10 protein-coding genes are annotated in these 16,124 nt (G+C 70.7%); all 10 read left to right on the forward strand.

The features are described 5' to 3' along the window. The first annotated feature begins 80 nt into the window (after positions 1-80). The 10 genes from OO62_RS19505 (at position 81) to OO62_RS19550 (ending at position 16,122) form a co-directional block, all read left to right on the forward strand. On the forward strand, positions 81-1,559 hold the full coding sequence (locus tag OO62_RS19505) for a sugar transferase (protein ID WP_033268770.1): 1,479 nt from the start codon (positions 81-83) through the stop codon (positions 1,557-1,559). Between the two features lie 82 nt (positions 1,560-1,641). After that, positions 1,642-2,958 (forward strand): nucleotide sugar dehydrogenase, encoded by a 1,317-nt coding sequence (locus OO62_RS19510; RefSeq protein WP_033268771.1) that lies wholly within the window; start codon positions 1,642-1,644, stop codon positions 2,956-2,958. Further along, on the forward strand, positions 2,948-4,228 hold the full coding sequence (locus OO62_RS19515) for a glycosyltransferase family 4 protein (RefSeq protein ID WP_078617260.1): 1,281 nt from the start codon (positions 2,948-2,950) through the stop codon (positions 4,226-4,228). Before OO62_RS19510 ends, OO62_RS19515 begins: the two co-directional genes overlap by 11 nt. Continuing rightward, on the forward strand, positions 4,225-5,616 hold the full coding sequence (locus OO62_RS19520) for a Wzz/FepE/Etk N-terminal domain-containing protein (protein WP_033268773.1): 1,392 nt from the start codon (positions 4,225-4,227) through the stop codon (positions 5,614-5,616). Before OO62_RS19515 ends, OO62_RS19520 begins: the two co-directional genes overlap by 4 nt. After that, positions 5,613-7,265 (forward strand): Wzz/FepE/Etk N-terminal domain-containing protein, encoded by a 1,653-nt coding sequence (locus tag OO62_RS19525; protein ID WP_078617261.1) that lies wholly within the window; start codon positions 5,613-5,615, stop codon positions 7,263-7,265. Before OO62_RS19520 ends, OO62_RS19525 begins: the two co-directional genes overlap by 4 nt. Positions 7,266-7,268: 3 nt before the next feature. Further along, positions 7,269-9,197: an asparagine synthase (glutamine-hydrolyzing) gene (gene asnB, locus OO62_RS19530; protein WP_033268774.1), complete on the forward strand. Its 1,929-nt coding sequence runs from the start codon at positions 7,269-7,271 to the stop codon at positions 9,195-9,197. A gap of 32 nt (positions 9,198-9,229) precedes the next feature. Then, positions 9,230-11,398: a bi-domain-containing oxidoreductase gene (locus OO62_RS19535; RefSeq protein ID WP_033268775.1), complete on the forward strand. Its 2,169-nt coding sequence runs from the start codon at positions 9,230-9,232 to the stop codon at positions 11,396-11,398. Then, on the forward strand, positions 11,398-13,341 hold the full coding sequence (locus OO62_RS19540) for an alginate lyase family protein (RefSeq protein ID WP_033268776.1): 1,944 nt from the start codon (positions 11,398-11,400) through the stop codon (positions 13,339-13,341). The genes OO62_RS19535 and OO62_RS19540 overlap by 1 nt, the downstream gene beginning before the upstream one ends. A gap of 8 nt (positions 13,342-13,349) precedes the next feature. After that, the gene (locus OO62_RS19545) at positions 13,350-14,888 is read left to right on the forward strand and encodes a right-handed parallel beta-helix repeat-containing protein (protein ID WP_033268777.1); all 1,539 of its coding nucleotides are present in this window, start codon (positions 13,350-13,352) and stop codon (positions 14,886-14,888) included. Position 14,889: 1 nt separating this feature from the next. Further along, entirely contained in the window at positions 14,890-16,122 is a 1,233-nt protein-coding gene (locus OO62_RS19550; RefSeq protein ID WP_033268778.1) for a membrane protein, read from the forward strand. Positions 16,123-16,124 lie beyond the last annotated feature (2 nt).

Below are 16,124 nucleotides of genomic sequence, written 5' to 3' on the forward strand. Positions count from 1 at the left end.
GCGGGGGGCGGGGGCCTCCCGGGGGGGGAGGAACCGTGTGGAGCGAACGCGTCGAGCCCACTGGCGACGTGGGAGGGTATGTGCAGCAGGGGGAATTGGTCAGCCCTTTTCTCTCAGCGCGCGGGGGTCTGGCGAATGGGGCAATCAGCCAGCCCACGATCGACTGGGAGCAGCGGTACCGCCGTACCGTAGTCACCAGCGATACCGTGGCCACCGCCTTCGTCGTGGCGGCGATCGGCAACTTCTTCGGGGTCCGGGACGCGGCCAACTGGCACGAGAAGTGGGGAATTCTCGCATTCTGCACGGAGCTGCTGGTGCTGGGGGCGCTTGCGGTGAGCCGGTCGTGGGCTCCGGCCGTGCTCGGCCAGGGTGCCGAGGAATTCCGTCGGCTCGGACGCGCACTGTTCACGGCGACCGTCGTACTGGCGCTCGGCGGGATCGCCCTCACCTCGCGCAACATCAAGCTCTGGATCTTCGTCGCGATCCCCGCGATCGCGCTCATCACCATGACCGCGCGGTATCTGTTGCGCCTCTGGCTGCACAAACAGCGGCAGGAAGGACGGTGTCTGCGACCGGTGCTCGCTGCCGGGAGCCTGGCCACCGTGCACGACCTGATCACCCGAACCCGCAAGTTCCCGCACCTCGGCTGGCGGGTGGAGGCGGTGTGTACGACGGACGGTCTCGGGCTCGACGGTGACCAACTGGACGGAGTGCCGGTCGTCGGCCGACTGACGGACGTCGCGGGCCACGTCCACCGCGACGGCTACCGTGTCGTCGCGGTCACACCGGACCCGCACTGGTCACCGGACCGGTTGCAGCGGCTGGCTTGGAACCTCGAAGGCAGCGATGCCGAGATGGTCGTGGCCCCCGTACTGATGGAGGTGGCCGGACCGCGGCTGCACGTCGACGCGGTGCTGGGGATCCCGCTGCTGCGGGTGAGCATGCCGATCTTCACCGGGGGGCGCCGGGCGGTCAAAGGGATCGTCGACCGGACGGGCGCGGCGGTCCTGCTGGTGCTGTTCGCGCCGCTGATGGTGCTCATCGGGCTGCTGGTGCTGGTGGACAGCCCGGGTGGGGCGTTGTACCGCCAGCGCAGGGTCGGCAAGGACGGTCGCGAGTTCACCATCTTCAAGTTCCGCACCATGGTCGCCGGGGCCCACAGGGCACGTGCCGCGCTGGCCGACCGGAACGAGGGCGCCGGCCTGCTGTTCAAGGTCCGCCGGGATCCGCGGGTGACTCGGGTGGGAGCGGTGCTGCGCCGGTACTCGCTCGACGAGCTCCCGCAGCTTTTCAACGTGCTCACCGGATCGATGTCGCTCGTAGGTCCGCGGCCTCCGTTGCCGGAGGAGTCCGCTGCGTACGGCCCGGACATCCGGCGGCGGCTGCTGGTCAAGCCCGGGCTCACCGGTCTGTGGCAGATCAGCGGGCGCAGCGACCTGCCGTGGGAAGAGGCGGTCCGCCTTGACCTGCGGTACGTGGAGGACTGGTCGCTCGCCCTGGACGCAGTGATCTTGTGGAAGACGCTGCGTGCGGTGCTCTACGGGCAGGGGGCGTACTGATGCGTGGGGGACTGCAACTGGACGGTCCCGGCGGCGCGCGGACCGCAGGCCACCAGGGCCTGCCTGGGGGGAGGAACGGATCATGAGAGTCAGCGTTTTCGGGCTCGGCTATGTGGGCTGCGTGTCGGCCGCGTGCCTGGCCAGCATGGGTCACGAGGTCATCGGGGTGGACGTGAACCAGGTGAAGGTCGACCTGGTCAACGACGGCAAGGCCCCGGTGGTCGAGGAGCGGATCGGCGAGCTCATCGCCGAGGTCGTGCGGACCGGAGCGTTACGCGCAACCGGCGACGTCCGCGAGGCGATCATGGGCAGTGAGGTGTCGCTGGTCTGCGTGGGCACGCCGTCGGAGCCCAACGGCAGCCTGTGCACCACGTACTTGGAGCGGGTCACCGAGCAGATCGGCGCCGCGCTGGCCGAGCGCGGTGGGCGGCACACCGTCGTGTTCCGCAGCACCATGCTGCCGGGCACCTGCCTGAACCTGCTGGTGCCGATCCTGGAGAAGTACGTCGGCGGCACGACCGGGGTGGACTTCGGGGTCGCGGTCAACCCGGAGTTCCTGCGCGAGGGCACGAGCGTGCGGGACTTCTTCGACCCGCCCAAGACCGTCGTCGGCGAGCTCGACCCGGCAAGCGGCGACGCGGTGATGGCGCTGTACGACGGCCTGCCCGGCGAGGTGTTCCGGGTGCCGGTCCCGACGGCCGAGGCGATCAAATACGCGGACAATGCCTTCCACGGCCTCAAGATCGGCTTCGCGAACGAGCTGGGAGCGGTGTGCCAGGCGCTCGGGGTGGACGCGCACCAGGTGATGGACGTATTCCTGGCCGACCGCAAGCTGAACATCAGCCCCGCCTACCTGCGGCCCGGCTTCGCCTTCGGTGGCTCCTGCCTGCCCAAGGACCTGCGCAGCCTGGTCCATGCGGCGCAGCGGGCCGACGTCTCGGTGCCCATCCTCGCCCACGTGCTGCCCTCCAACTCCGACCATCTGCAGCGCGCGGTGGAGCTGGTCGAGCGCACCGGCAAACGCCGCGCGGGCCTGTTCGGGTTGTCCTTCAAACCCGGCACCGACGACCTCCGCGAGAGCCCGCTCGTCGAGCTGGCGGAGAGGCTCTTCGGCAAGGGTTACGACCTGCGGATCTACGACGCCAATGTGAGCCTCTCCCGGCTGCTCGGCGCGAACCGCGAGTACATCGAGACCCGGCTGCCGCACCTCGCGCAGCTGCTCGCGGACTCCGTCGACGAGGTGCTTGAGCACGCCGAGGTGTGTCTGGTCGGGACCAGTGATCCGGCCGTGCTGTCGGCGCTGCCCCATGGCGACGGACCGGTGATTGTCGATCTCATCCACCTCCCCGACGCCACGGCGCGCCGGGCCGAACCGGGGTACGTGGGCCTTGCTTGGTGACACATCGTTTGGTGACACAGTCAGCGGCGACCGGCCGGACCGGCGCGCGCTGATTCTGGTGGAGAACCTGTCGGTTCCGTTCGACCGGCGGGTGTGGCAGGAGTGCACGACGCTGCGCGATGCGGGCTGGACCGTGCACGTCATCTGTCCGCAGGGGAGTAAGCGGGACACGGAGCCGGAGGCGGTGATCGACGGGGTGCGGATCCACCGCTACCCGTTGCGCGCGGCCACCGGAGGGCCGGCCGGCTACCTGAGGGAGTACGGATCGGCGTTGTGGCACACGGTCCGGCTGGCCCGCAAGGTCGGGCCGGTCGACGTGGTCCACGCCTGTAACCCGCCCGACCTGCTGTTCCTTCCGGCGCTGTGGCTGAAGCGGCGCGGGGCGCGGTTCGTCTTCGACCAGCACGACCTGGTACCCGAGCTGTACCTCTCCCGGTTCGACCGTGGCGAGGATCTGCTCTACCGCGCCGTGTGCGCGCTGGAACGGCGGACCTACCGCGCCGCGGATGTCGTGCTCGCCACGAACGAGAGTTACCGGGACGTCGCGCTGAGCCGTGGCGGCAAGCGGCCGGCGGACGTTTTCGTGGTGCGCAGCGCGCCCGACAGCGAGCGGTTCCACCCGGTGCCGCCCGAGCCGGAGTTAAAGCGTGGCAAGCCGCATCTGCTGTGTTACCTCGGCGTCATGGGCCCACAGGACGGCGTCGACTATGCCTTGCGGGCCCTCGCGAAGCTGCGCGACGAGCTCGGGCGGACCGACTGGCATGCGGTGTTCGTCGGTGCCGGCGACGCCTTCGACGCGATGGTGGAACTGTCCCGGCGGCTCAGGCTCTCGGAGCAGGTGCAGTTCACCGGGCGCATTCCGGACGCCGACCTGGTGCGCTACCTGTCCACCGCGGACGTATGCCTCTCCCCCGACCCCCGCAATCCACTCAACGACGTGTCGACCATGAACAAGGTCCTGGAGTACATGGTGATGGGCCGGCCGATCGTCTCGTTCGACCTCCGGGAAGCGAGAGTCTCCGCCGGTGACGCCGCCGTCTACGCGCCCGCCAACGACGAGGCCGAGTTCGCCGGGCTCATCGCGCTGCTGCTGGACGATCCGGAGAAGCGGGCCCAGATGGGCAGGATCGGCCAGGAGCGGATCAGCGGGCAGCTTTCCTGGCGGAACTCGCAAGCGTCGTTGCTCGCCGCCTACGCCGTTGCCTGCCGTGACCACGCTCCGGTGTCGGCGGCCGCCCCGGTCCGGACAGGGAAGAGGCCGCGCCGTTGAGCGACGACATACGCCTGGTCACGATCGGGCGGATCTTCCGTCGGCGCTGGCGGCTTCTCGTCATCGTCGCCGTGGTGGGCGCGCTCGTCGGCTACGGCGCCTCTCTGCTGTTCCCGCCGAGTTACACGACGTCGACTTCGGTACTGCTGGCGGGGCAGTGGGAGGAGCGCGAGCTGCTGACGCAGGCGGAGATCGCCGCCAGTTCGACGGTGGTCGACCGCGCGGCTGCCGCGCTCGGCTGGACCGGCAGCAGCGGCAGTGAGCTGCGAGATCACGTGAGCGCCAAGGCCACCGACGGGAACATCATCACGATCTCGGGTACGGCCGACACCCCGGAGCGCGCGCAGCGGCTCTCCGACCAGGTGGCCCAGCAATTCGTCACCTTCGCCGCGCGGATCGCGGGCAGCACCGACCCCGACCCGGCGGCGGGGCCCGAGGCACTGCGGCAGAAGGTGGAGCAGACCGACCGCCGCATCACCGACCTGGCCAATGCGGCCGATCCGGGGCAGACCGTGGAGGGCGTGCAGGCCCGCACGGAGCTCGAGAAGCTGCGCACCACGCTGCAGGAAGCCATGAAGAAGCTGGACGAGGCCGACCCTGCGACCAACAAGACCGGCATGGTCGTCATGGGGCCGGCGGCCCGGCCGACGGGCGAGGCACCACCGACGAGGATGCAGCTCGTTGTCGCCGGGGCGCTGCTGTTCTTCCTGCTCGCGGTCACCGGCCATCTCGCCGCCGCACGGGCGAATCGCCGACTGCGCACCGAACCGGAGATTGCCGCGGCGCTGGGCTCACCGCTGCTGGGTACCGTCGACGTGCCTGGTGAACCTCCCGCGCACCAGCCCAAAGGCCGTGGCCCCCGGGCCTGGATCCGCCGGCTACTGGGCCTTGACACCCGGTGGGACATACCGACTCCGCGGATGTCCGGCGACGAGGCCAGCAGACGGATCCGATACCGGCGGGTGTGCGCTCGCCTGCGGGAGCAACTGCCCGCCCCTGGGGTGCTGCTGGCTGTCGTACCGGACGGCGACGACATCGCCCTCCGGGCCGCCGGGCAGCTCGCCGACGAGGCCGAGAGTGATCCTTCCGCAAGCTCTTCGAGCAGGGGATACCCCATGCTGCGGGTGGTGCAGGTTTCGGTGGACCGGCCGTTGGTGCCGGACCACGACGCCGAGTCCGGTGCCCTGGTGGTCCTCAGCGCGGGCAGTTGGACCGCGGCGGAGCTCGGCGGGATCGCCCAGGCGTGTGCGGACGGCAGGCATGAGGTCGTCGGCATCGTCGTCGTCAGCACAGTCCTGGCCCGTCCGGCGCGGTCTGCCGACCCTCTTCCGGACAACGCCGCTCCAGCGCTCGCGATGCGCGGTCACGCGAGGGGAGGTTCGGTGTGACGACCAGCAAGACGTCGGAGTCGTCGGCCTCCGTTCCGCTCCTCGACCTGCAGGCGCTGGTGGTGGCGGTGCGCAGGCGCCGCCGCCTCTGGGGCTCCATGGCGCTCCTGGGACTGCTGGTCGGCATGGCGGTGGCCGTCCTGCTGCCGCCGCCACCCAGCGCGGTGACCAAGGTGCTGGTCGCGCATGCGGAGGACCAGCCGAACGACACCGGAACGCTGATCCGCACCGACGTCGAGGTGCTGGGGACCACGCGGATCGCCGGCAAGGCCCTGCAGTCCCTCAAGTCCTCGGAAAACCCTGCAGACTTCCTGCGGGACTACCGGGGCACCGGCTTGACCAACAACCTGCTGCAGATCGATGTGACAGGTGACAGCGACGCGGAAGCGGTGGCCCGGGCCAAGGCGCTGGCCGATGCGTTCATCGCGGACCATGTGGGGCGGATGCGGGAGGCCGCGAAAGCCGAGGCCAAGGCCCTGCTCGACCAGCGTGACCGCATGCGGGACGAACTCGCCCGGATCAACAAGGCGATCGGAAACCGACCGCCGGAGAGCGAGCGCGACCCGAAAGCGTCGGCGGGCATCGAGTCGCTCTTCACCCGCCGGGCCGAGCTCAACTCACGGATCGCCGATTTCGACCAGCGCGCCGCGGAGGCGCGCACCGGCTCGCCCAAGGTCATCGCGGGCACACAGATCGTGGACGCCCCGCGCGCGGTGCGGCACTCCCTGCCCAAGGCGGCGGCCACCAACGCCGCGATCGGGCTCGTCCTCGGGCTGGTCCTCGGACTCGCGGTGGCCGCGGTCGGCACGGTCGTGGCGGACCGCCCCGTGCTGCGCCGGGAGATCGCGGCAAACCTGGGCGCCTCGGTCATCGCGGAGCTGCCCCGCCGGTCGGGCAGGCTGTGGCAGCGCCGACGGACCCGGGCGGCACGTGAACGGCTCACCGCGCACCTTGCCCGCACCCTGGGCGGCTCCGCGGAACCGGTGTCGCTTCTGGAACTGGGCTGTGCGCGCAGCACGAGCGTGATCGCCCTGGACCTCGCCGAGGCCCTGGCGGCGGAGGGGCCCGTGGTCATCATCGATGGTCTGCCCGGCCCGCAGCTCGCGGGCCGTCGCCCGAAGCCTGGAGACATCACCGTGGTCAGCGGCGAGCGTGCAGCGGCCGTGGCGCATCAGGAGCGTCGGCTCGGCGTCGGCTCGGTGGCGCCCGGCACGGCATGGACCGACCTCCAGTACCTCGGCACCCAGACCGTGCTCGTCGTGCGTGCCGGGCACGGCAGTGCCGCATGGCTGCACACCGTGGCGCGGCTCCTCTCAGACCAGCGCATACCGGTGATCGGTGTGGTGCTGATCGACCCCGATCCGCGTGACCGGACCGACGGCACGCTGTGGAACGGGCTCCACATCGCGCTGCGCGGCCAGGACGAGCAGCCGGCCCGACAGAACGGTGGAGGTACTCCCCCAGCTACCGCTGGGGGCACCCCCACCCACGCCGTTCAGGCAGTAGGGGAGGACCGGCGGCAGACGGAGCGGCTGCCGATGTGGGCGAGTGGGACCTCCCCTGCTCTGGGGGCACCTCCCGGCCGAAGGCTGGGGGAGGAGTTGAGAGCTGGGGGAAGGGTCCCGGACAGCAACCAGGAGGCACGGTAGGACATGTGTGGCATCGCAGGCACTTACCGATGGCCGGACGGGAAGGTCGTGACCGACCGGCTCACCGATACCCTCGCCCACCGCGGTCCGGACGGGGCGGGCCGGTACAGCCACCCCGTTGGTGACGGCGAAGTACACCTCGGGCACCGCCGGCTGGCCATCATCGACCTGTCCGAGACCGGCGCCCAGCCGATGGCCTCGGACGGCCTCGTCCTGACGTACAACGGCGAGCTGTACAACGCGCCCGAGCTGCGTGCCGAACTGGCAGCCACCGGGGTGCGCTTTCGCGGCGCCTCCGACACCGAGGTGCTGCTGGAGGCATGGCGGCGCTGGGGCACGGAATGCCTGCCCCGACTGCGCGGCATGTTCGCGTTCGGGATCTTCGACGAGCGAACCGGTGACCTGGTGCTCGCCCGCGACCAGCTCGGCATCAAGCCGCTGTTCCTGCTCCGGCGCGGTGCAGGGCTGGTGTTCGCCTCCGAGCTCAAGGCGCTCGCCGCCGTGACCGGCGGGTCGCTGGAGGTGGATCATGCGGCGCTGGTGGCCTCGCTGTTGTACTACTGGGTTCCGGACTCGCGCTGCGCGTTCCGCGAGGCAGAAAAGCTGCCGCCGGGGAGCTGGCTGCGGTGCCGGCCCGACGGCCGGGTGGAGCGCGGCCGGTACTGGCACCTGAAGGACGTCGCCGCCGAGGGACGGGAGCGGGCCCGGAGCGGCGAACAGCCGGACCTGGCCGCCCTCGTCGAGGAGTCGACCCGGCGGCACCTGCTCTCCGACGTCCCCGTGGCGACCTTCCTCTCCGGCGGCCTCGACTCCAGCTACCTGACCGCGCTGGCGGCCCGGCACCAACCAGGGATCTCCGCCTACACGATCGGGTTCCGCGCCGAGGACGCCAGATTCGAGGCGATGCCGGACGACCTGCGCTATGCCCGGCGGGTGGCCGAGCGGTTCGGCGTCGAGCTGCAGGAGATCGAGATCGCTCCGAACGTGCTTGACCTGCTGCCGCAGATGACGTACCACCTGGATGAGCCGATCGGTGACCCCGCAGCGATCAACACATTCCTGATCTGCTCGGCCGCCCGGGAGGCCGGGGTCAAGGTCATGCTTTCGGGGATGGGTGCCGACGAGCTGTTCGCCGGTTACCGCAAGCACCTGGCCAACCTGCTCGCGCTGCGCTACCAGCGCGTCCCGCAGCCCCTGCGGCGCGGGGTGTCCGCGGCCGTGGACCGGCTGCCGGTCGCCACGGCCCGGCGGGGGTACCGGTCGGTGCGCTTCGCGAAGCGGTTCCTCTCCTTCGCCGAGCTGCCGGAGGAAACCGCGTTCCGGCGTAGCTACACCATGTACGACCAGGACGAGCTGCTCGCCCTGGTCGATCCGGACCTGGCCGGGACGGTCGAGGACGTGCTGACCGAGCATGCGGACGTCTATCAGGACAACGACCTCGACGACTTCGTCAACCGCATGTGCCTGGGCGACGCCCGCATGTTCCTGCCGGGCCTGAACCTCACGTACACGGACCGGTCGAGCATGGCCGCGTCGACCGAGGTGCGGGTGCCGTACGTGGACGTCGAGGTGGTCAAGGCGGCGTTCGCCGTGCCCGGTGATCGCAAGATCGTCGGACGGCAGGGCAAGGCCGTCCTCAAGGAGGCGGCCACCTCGATCCTGCCCCGGGAGATCGTGTACCGGCCCAAGGGCCTGTTCAGTGCCCCGCTGCGCGCCTGGATGAGCCGGGATCTGGCACCGCTGGTGCGCGAGGTGGTGCACGACGGCGTGCTCGTCAGTTCCGGGCTCCTTCGCCGCGACGCGCTGGCGCGCATGGTCGCCGAGGACGCCGCCGGACAGCGGGACTTCTCCAAGCATCTGTGGCATGTGCTGACCCTCGAGTACTGGTATCGCGACGCGACCGCTGGCTCCGGCCGGAGTCAAGTGGCCTGATGGCGTTGAAAGTTGAGACAAGAGGAGCTCGGGTGAAACAGGTTGTTCAGAACTACAAGAGCGGTGAGCTTGCGGTGCTCGATGTGCCGGTGCCGGGGTGCAAGCCGGGCGGTGTGCTGGTCCGCAGCGCCTACTCGCTGATCTCCACCGGGACCGAGCTCATGAAGGTGTCCGAGGCCGGCATGTCGATGCTGGGCAAGGCCCGCTCCCGTCCCGACCAGGTGGCCAAGGTCATGCAGAGCGTGGCCACCAACGGGGTGCCCGCCACCTACCGCAAGGTGATGGGCAAGCTGGACTCCTACACACCGCTGGGCTACTCGCTGTGCGGCGTGGTCGAGCAGGTAGGCGCCGGGATCGACGAGGTGAAGGTCGGCGACCTCGTGGCCTGTGCGGGCAACGAGCACGCGTTGCACGCCGAGCTGAACTGGGTGCCGAAGAACCTCTTCACCCCGGTGCCGGACGGCCTCGCGCCGCGGCACGCGGCCTTCGGCACCGTCGGGTCGATCGCGCTGCAGGGCGTCCGCCAAGGCGAGCCACAGCTCGGCGAGGTGGCACTCGTCATCGGCCTCGGGCTGATCGGGCAGCTGGTGGTGCAGCTGCTCGCCGCCTCGGGAGTCCGCGTCGTCGGCGCCGACCCCGACCCGGTGCGCTGCGAACTCGCCGAACGCCTGGGCGCCGCGGCCTGCGGCGATCCCTCGTCCGCGGCCGTGGAAACCGCCGTCGCCGAGCTCACCGGCGGTCACGGCGTGGACCAGGTGTACCTGGCAGCCGGCGGCGGCAGCAACCAACCCGTCGAGCTGGCCGCCCGGCTCTGCCGGGACCGCGGCCGGGTCGTCGACATCGGCAAGTGCCGCCTGGACCTGCCGTGGAACGCGTACTACGAGAAGGAGCTCGACGTCCGGTTCTCCCGCTCGTACGGCCCTGGGCGCTACGACCCGGAGTACGAGCTCGAGGGACGCGACTACCCGATCGGCTATGTGCGCTGGACCGAGCGCCGCAACCTGGCGTGTTTCCTCGATCTCCTCGCCCGCGGCCGCGTCGACGTGGAGCCCCTGGTCTCTCACGTCTCCGACTTCGATGACGCCGTCGAGACTTACCAGCGCCTGAAGGACGGTGAGTTGAAGGCTGTCGCCGTGCTGTTCCGCTATCCCGGGCAGAAGGCGGAGGCGCCGGCACCGGTGCTGGAGGTGCCCGCGGTGAACGTGCGGCGGGGTCCGGCCCGGGCCGTCACCGCACCGGTACGGCTCGCGTTCGTCGGCGCCGGCAACTACGCGACTTCGATGCTGCTGCCGCTTCTCGCCCAGCGCGACGGCGTCGAGCTGTCGACCGTCGTCACCACGACGGCGCTGTCGGGGGCCAACGCGCAGAAGAAGTTCGGGTTCGCCGGGGCGACCACCGACCTCGACGCCGTGCTCGGCGACAAGTCCATCGACGCTGTGTTCGTGGTCACCCGGCACAGCTCGCACGCCGAACTGACCCGCCAGGCGCTCCTTGCGGGCAAGACCGTGTTCGTGGAGAAGCCGCTGGCCCTCAGCGAGGACGAGCTGGCCGGTGTGCTCGCGGCCGTCGAGGAGTCCGGCAACGACCGGCTCCAGGTGGGCTTCAACCGACGCTTCGCACCCCTGCTGACCGAGGCCAAGCAACGGTTCGGCACCAGGTCGGGACCGGCGCACCTGCGCTACCTCGTCAACGCGGGACAGCTCCAGCACGGCAGCTGGTATCTGCGCCAGGGCACCGAGGGCACGCGGTTCGAGGGCGAGGGCGGGCACTTCGTCGACACGGCGAGCTGGCTGCTCGGAGCCGACCCGGTCTCCGTGTACGCGGTCGCCAGCTCCGGCAACGAGGACCTCCAGATCGTCCTGCGCTACCCGGACGGCTCCACCGCGACGATCAGCTACGTCACCTCCGGCGCGCCCGGGTTCCCCAAGGAGACCCTCGACCTGCTCGCGGACGGCAAGGTCCTGAAGCTCGACGACTTCGTCCGGGCCTCGGTCTACCACCGCAAGCGGTGGGTCAGTTCACGCCTTCCCAAGGCCAGGGACAAGGGCCAGAACGCCGAACTGGCCGCGTTCATCAAGGCGGTCCGGACCGGCGGACCGATGCCGGTGCCGCTGGAGTCGCTGGTCGCCACCACGGCAGCCACCCTCGCCGTGCGGACCGCGCTGGCCGGTGGCGCGCCGGTGACGTTGGCGAGGCCGTGATGACGATGAGCGCGGGCTGGTACCTGCGACGCCTGTCCCGGATGAGACCGCGGGAGGTCGGCGGCCGGGCGGTCGACACCCTGCGCCGACGGCGGTGGCGCTCGGCACGGCCCAAGTGCCCGAGCGTGACCGGCGCCCGGTTCACCGCGGTGCTCCCCGAAGGGGCGATCGCCGCGATCCCCCCGGACGCCGCGAAACGCGTCGTCGCCGAGGCCGACCGGCTGATGTACGGACACGTCGAGTATTTCGGGGTGGTCCGCGACGACCTGGCCGACCCGGACTGGTGGTGCGACCCCAAGACGGGACGCCGGGCCCCCTGGGGTTATGCCTTCGACATCCCCTACCGCGACGAGGACACCGTCGGGGACATCAAGCAGATCTGGGAGCTGTCCCGGCACCAGTACCTCACCGTGCTCGCCGCCGCCTACGCGATCACCGGGAACGAGCAGTACGCCGAGCGCGTGGCCGAGCATCTGCGGTCGTGGTGGGCGGCCAACCCGCCGCTGCGCGGCGTCCACTGGATCAGCGGCATCGAGCTCGGCATCCGCCTGCTGTCCTGGGTGTGGATCCGCCGGCTGCTCGACGGCTGGCCCGGTGTGGCCGCGCTGTTCGAGGACAACCCGGTGGCGCTGAACCAGCTCTGGCATCACCAGCGCTGGCTCGCTGCGTTCCCCAGCCGGGGCTCGTCGGCGAACAACCACGTGATCGCCGAGGCCGCCGGCCAGTTCGCCGCGGCCTGCGCCTTCGACTGGTTCCCGACCTCGCGGCGGTGGCGGGACGAGGCGCTGCGCTCGCTGGAGCGGCAGCTGCGCGCCAACACCTTCCCCTCGGGCCTCAACCGCGAACTGGCCACCGACTACCACGGGCTGGTCCTCGAACTCGGTCTCGCCGCGGTGGCCGAGGCCGATGCCGCGGACGTACCGGTCCCCGCGACGGTCCGGCTCGTGCTGCTGCGGATGACCGACGCGCTCGCGGCCGTCGTCGACCACCGGCTGCGGCCGCCGCGTCAGGGCGACGCGGACGACGGGCACGGTCTGGTCCTGGACGGCGCGGGCACCGACCGCTGGGGCTCCCTGCTCGCCACCGGCGACGCCGTGTTCGGACGGCTCGACTGGTGGCCCGCGGTGACCGGCACCGATGTGCGAACCCCGCTGCTCGCCGCGCTGATCAAGGCCGGCGCCCCGGCCGTGACCCGCCCGGCGGACCGGCCGGCCCACTTCGCCGACGCGGGGCTCACCGTGCTGCGCGGCCCGGGGGAGATCTGGTGCCGCTGCGACGCCGGCCCGCACGGCTTCCTGTCCATCGCGGCGCACGCCCACGCGGACGCGCTGTCCGTGGAGGTCAGGCACGACGGGGTCGATGTGCTCGCCGACCCGGGCACGTACTGCTACCACGGTCAGCCCGAGTGGCGGCGGTACTTCCGCTCGACGCTCGGCCACAACACCCTGCGGCTCGACGGCGCCGACCAGTCCGTCTCCGGCGGACCGTTCCTGTGGACCCGGCACGCGGGGAGCCGCGTCCTGGCCGTGGACACCTCCGACGATGCGGTCTCCCGCTGGTCCGCCGAGCACGACGGCTACCAGCCGTCCGTGCACCGCCGCAGCGTCGAACTGACGGCTGATACGGGTGAGTTGAGGATCGTCGACGAGGTGTCAGGCCCGCGCCGCGCCGTCCAGCTGGCGTTCCACCTCGGCCCGGCGATCGCCGCCGATCTGGTCGGGCACCGGGCGCGGCTCACCTGGATCCGCGACGGCGAGGGGCGCTCCGCCGTGCTCGACCTGCCGGGGCAGCTGACCTGGCAGGCCCATCGGGGCGAGAGCAAGCCCCCGCTGGGCTGGTACTCCGCGGGCTTCGGGCGCAAGGAACCCACCACCACGCTGGTCGGCACCGGCTTCACCGACGCCACGGAGGGTTTCACCACCGTGCTCGGGTTCCGCGGCTAGGGGGGCGTGTGAGGACGAAGAGGCGGCTGTGGGCATCGGCAGTGGCACCGCTGGCGCTGGCTCTGCTGGCCGCCAGCGGTTGTACGAGCACAGCGGACGCCCCGGCGAAGGCGGCCGGCGCGCCCGCCACTTCGGGGGCGCCGGCCGCGCCCACCGCCCGGGTGTGCGCCAAACCCGGCGCCGGACCCGCCCAGGCCCCCGCGGGCGCGGTGACCGTCGACCCCGCGAAGGTCGGCGACCTGGCGGCGAAGGCCAGGAGCAGCCCCCCGAACACCACGTTCTGGCTGCGCCCCGGCACGCACCGGCTCCCCCCGGACCGCTACGCCCAGGTCATCCCGAAGAAGGGCGACCGCTACCTCGGCGCGCCCGGCGCGGTGCTCGACGGCCGCAAGAAGAACCAATACGCGTTCGGCGGCAGCGCCCGCGACGTCACCATCCGGTATCTGACGGTGCAGGGTTTCGTCGCGCCGCAGAACGAGGGCGTGGTCAACCATGACTCGGCCGACGGCTGGACGATCGAGCACGCGACGATCCACGACAACTCGGGGGCCGGGCTGATGGCCGGCGCCCACCAGCGGGTGCGCGCCAACTGCCTGCGGGGCAACGGCCAGTACGGCATGAGCGCCTACAAGGGCCATGGCCGCATCAGTGATCTGGTGGTCGAGGGCAACGAGATCGTCGGCAACAACACCGGCGACTGGGAGCGGCGGCAGAAGGGCTGCGGCTGCACCGGAGGCGTCAAGTTCTGGGCCGTCGACGGCGCCGACATCAGCGGCAACTGGGTCCACGACAACCGCGGCACCGGGCTGTGGGCCGACACCAACAACAACGACTTCCGCATCGAGAACAACGTCATCGAAGCCAACGACGGCGCCGCACTGATCTACGAGACCAGCTACAACGCGGTCATCCGGGACAACATGATCCGGCGGAACAACTGGGTCGCGGGCCGCAAGGAAGCCGCCCGCGGCGACAACTTTCCTTATGGGACCGTTTACTTGTCGGAATCCGGCGGCGAACCGCGCGTCCGCGCCCGCACCGACAAGATCGAGATCTACCGGAACGTGCTGGAGAACAACTGGTCCGGGATCACCCTGTGGGAAAACGCCGACCGGTTCTGCAACAGCCCGGCCAACACCTCTTCCGGATACTGCACGCTGCTGGTGCGGCGCCCCGACCGCTGCGTGCGGCCGGCGATCGCCACCGCACCGCTCCACGCCGACTGCCGCTGGAAGACGCAGCGGGTGGACATCCACGGCAATCGCTTCGTGCTGGACGAGTCCGTCGTCGACTGCACGGTGAAGTGCGACCGCATGGCGATGCTGGCCAACTACGGCACCTATCCGGACTGGTCGCCATACCAGGGCGACCAGGTGGCCGAGGCAATCACCCGCAGGCAGCACAACCGCTGGCACGACAACGTCTACCTCGGACCATGGAAGTTCGTAGCCCACGACCCGAGCCGGGTGCTCGACTTCGGGCAGTGGCAGGGCACGCCGTACCAGCAGGACGCGGGCAGCACCTTTCGCGCACGGGACGGTGGTTGAGATGGGCGCGGACCACTCGTCGAAGATCGTCGGGACAGTCTGGGGGCTGCTGGTCCTCAACACGCTCGGCTCCGCCGGGGCGCAGACCATCGTCCCGCTGCCCCGCTCCCTCATCCAGATGGTCACCATGGGCGCGCTGGTCGCCGCGTTCACGCTGGCGCTCGCGGTCAATCTCGAGCTGCGCATTCGATCCAGTGCGTACGTGTCCCTGCTCACCCTGCTGCTGGTGACGAGCGTGATCTCCAGCGCGAACCTGGGGTCCGGGTTCGGTGCGCTGTTCCGCTGCGCCCGACTGGCTCTCTTCGTCGGCACGCTGTGGCTGCTCAGCCGATGGTGGGACGGCGGCCTGACGTTCGTCCGGCACCACATCCGGATGTACTTCGCGGTGCTCGGATCGGTGGCTGCCGGCCTGGTCGTCTCACCGGGCGCGGCCCTGCCCGACCTCTACGGCGGGCGGCTGGTCGGCGATCTGTGGCCGCTCACCCCGCCGCAGATCGGACAGTACGCCGCGGTGATCATCGGGCTCACCGTGCTGCTCGTACTGGGCCGCCGGACCGACCGGACCAGCGCGGCGGTAGTCATCGTGCCGTCGGTAATCCTGCTCGCGTTGACCCATACCCGGACGGCCACGCTCGGCCTGCTCCTCGGGCTGGCGCTGGCGATCGGCTCGCTCATCCTGACCAGCGCCGCCGCCCGCCGGTTCTTCGCCTGGGCGGTGCTGTGCGCCGCGGTGGCCGCGGTGGCGTTCAGCTCCGCGCTGCAGGCGTGGTTCCTGCGCGGACAGAGCCAGGAGAACTTCTCCAACCTCACCGGTCGGGCCAAGGTCTGGGACGCCCTGCTGGCAGCCCCCCGGACGACCTGGCAGCAGCTGTTCGGCATGGGCATGGGCGACAAGTCGTTCGGCGGGCTGCCGATCGACAACAGCTGGCTGGCCGTGTACCACGAGCAGGGTCTCATCGGCATCGCCCTCGTGGCGGCGATCATCATCGTGCTGGGCGGCGTCGCGTTGCTGCGGCCGCCGTCGCTGCCGAGAGCCTGCGCGATCTTCCTGATCAGCTACTGCGCGATCGCGTCGTACACCGAGACAGGGCTGGGCGACGCCTCGCCGTATCTGCTGCATCTGGCCCTGGCCGCCTCGCTGCTGGCCGCACCTGCCGCGGCCACTCCCCTCTCGACGCCCGAAGCGCCTCTACGACGCATCTCGCAATGGACCCGGAAATCGGAGGTGAGCTGAGC

The sequence above is a fragment of the Streptomyces lydicus genome (assembly GCF_000717345.1).
Taxonomy (GTDB): domain Bacteria; phylum Actinomycetota; class Actinomycetes; order Streptomycetales; family Streptomycetaceae; genus Streptomyces; species Streptomyces lydicus.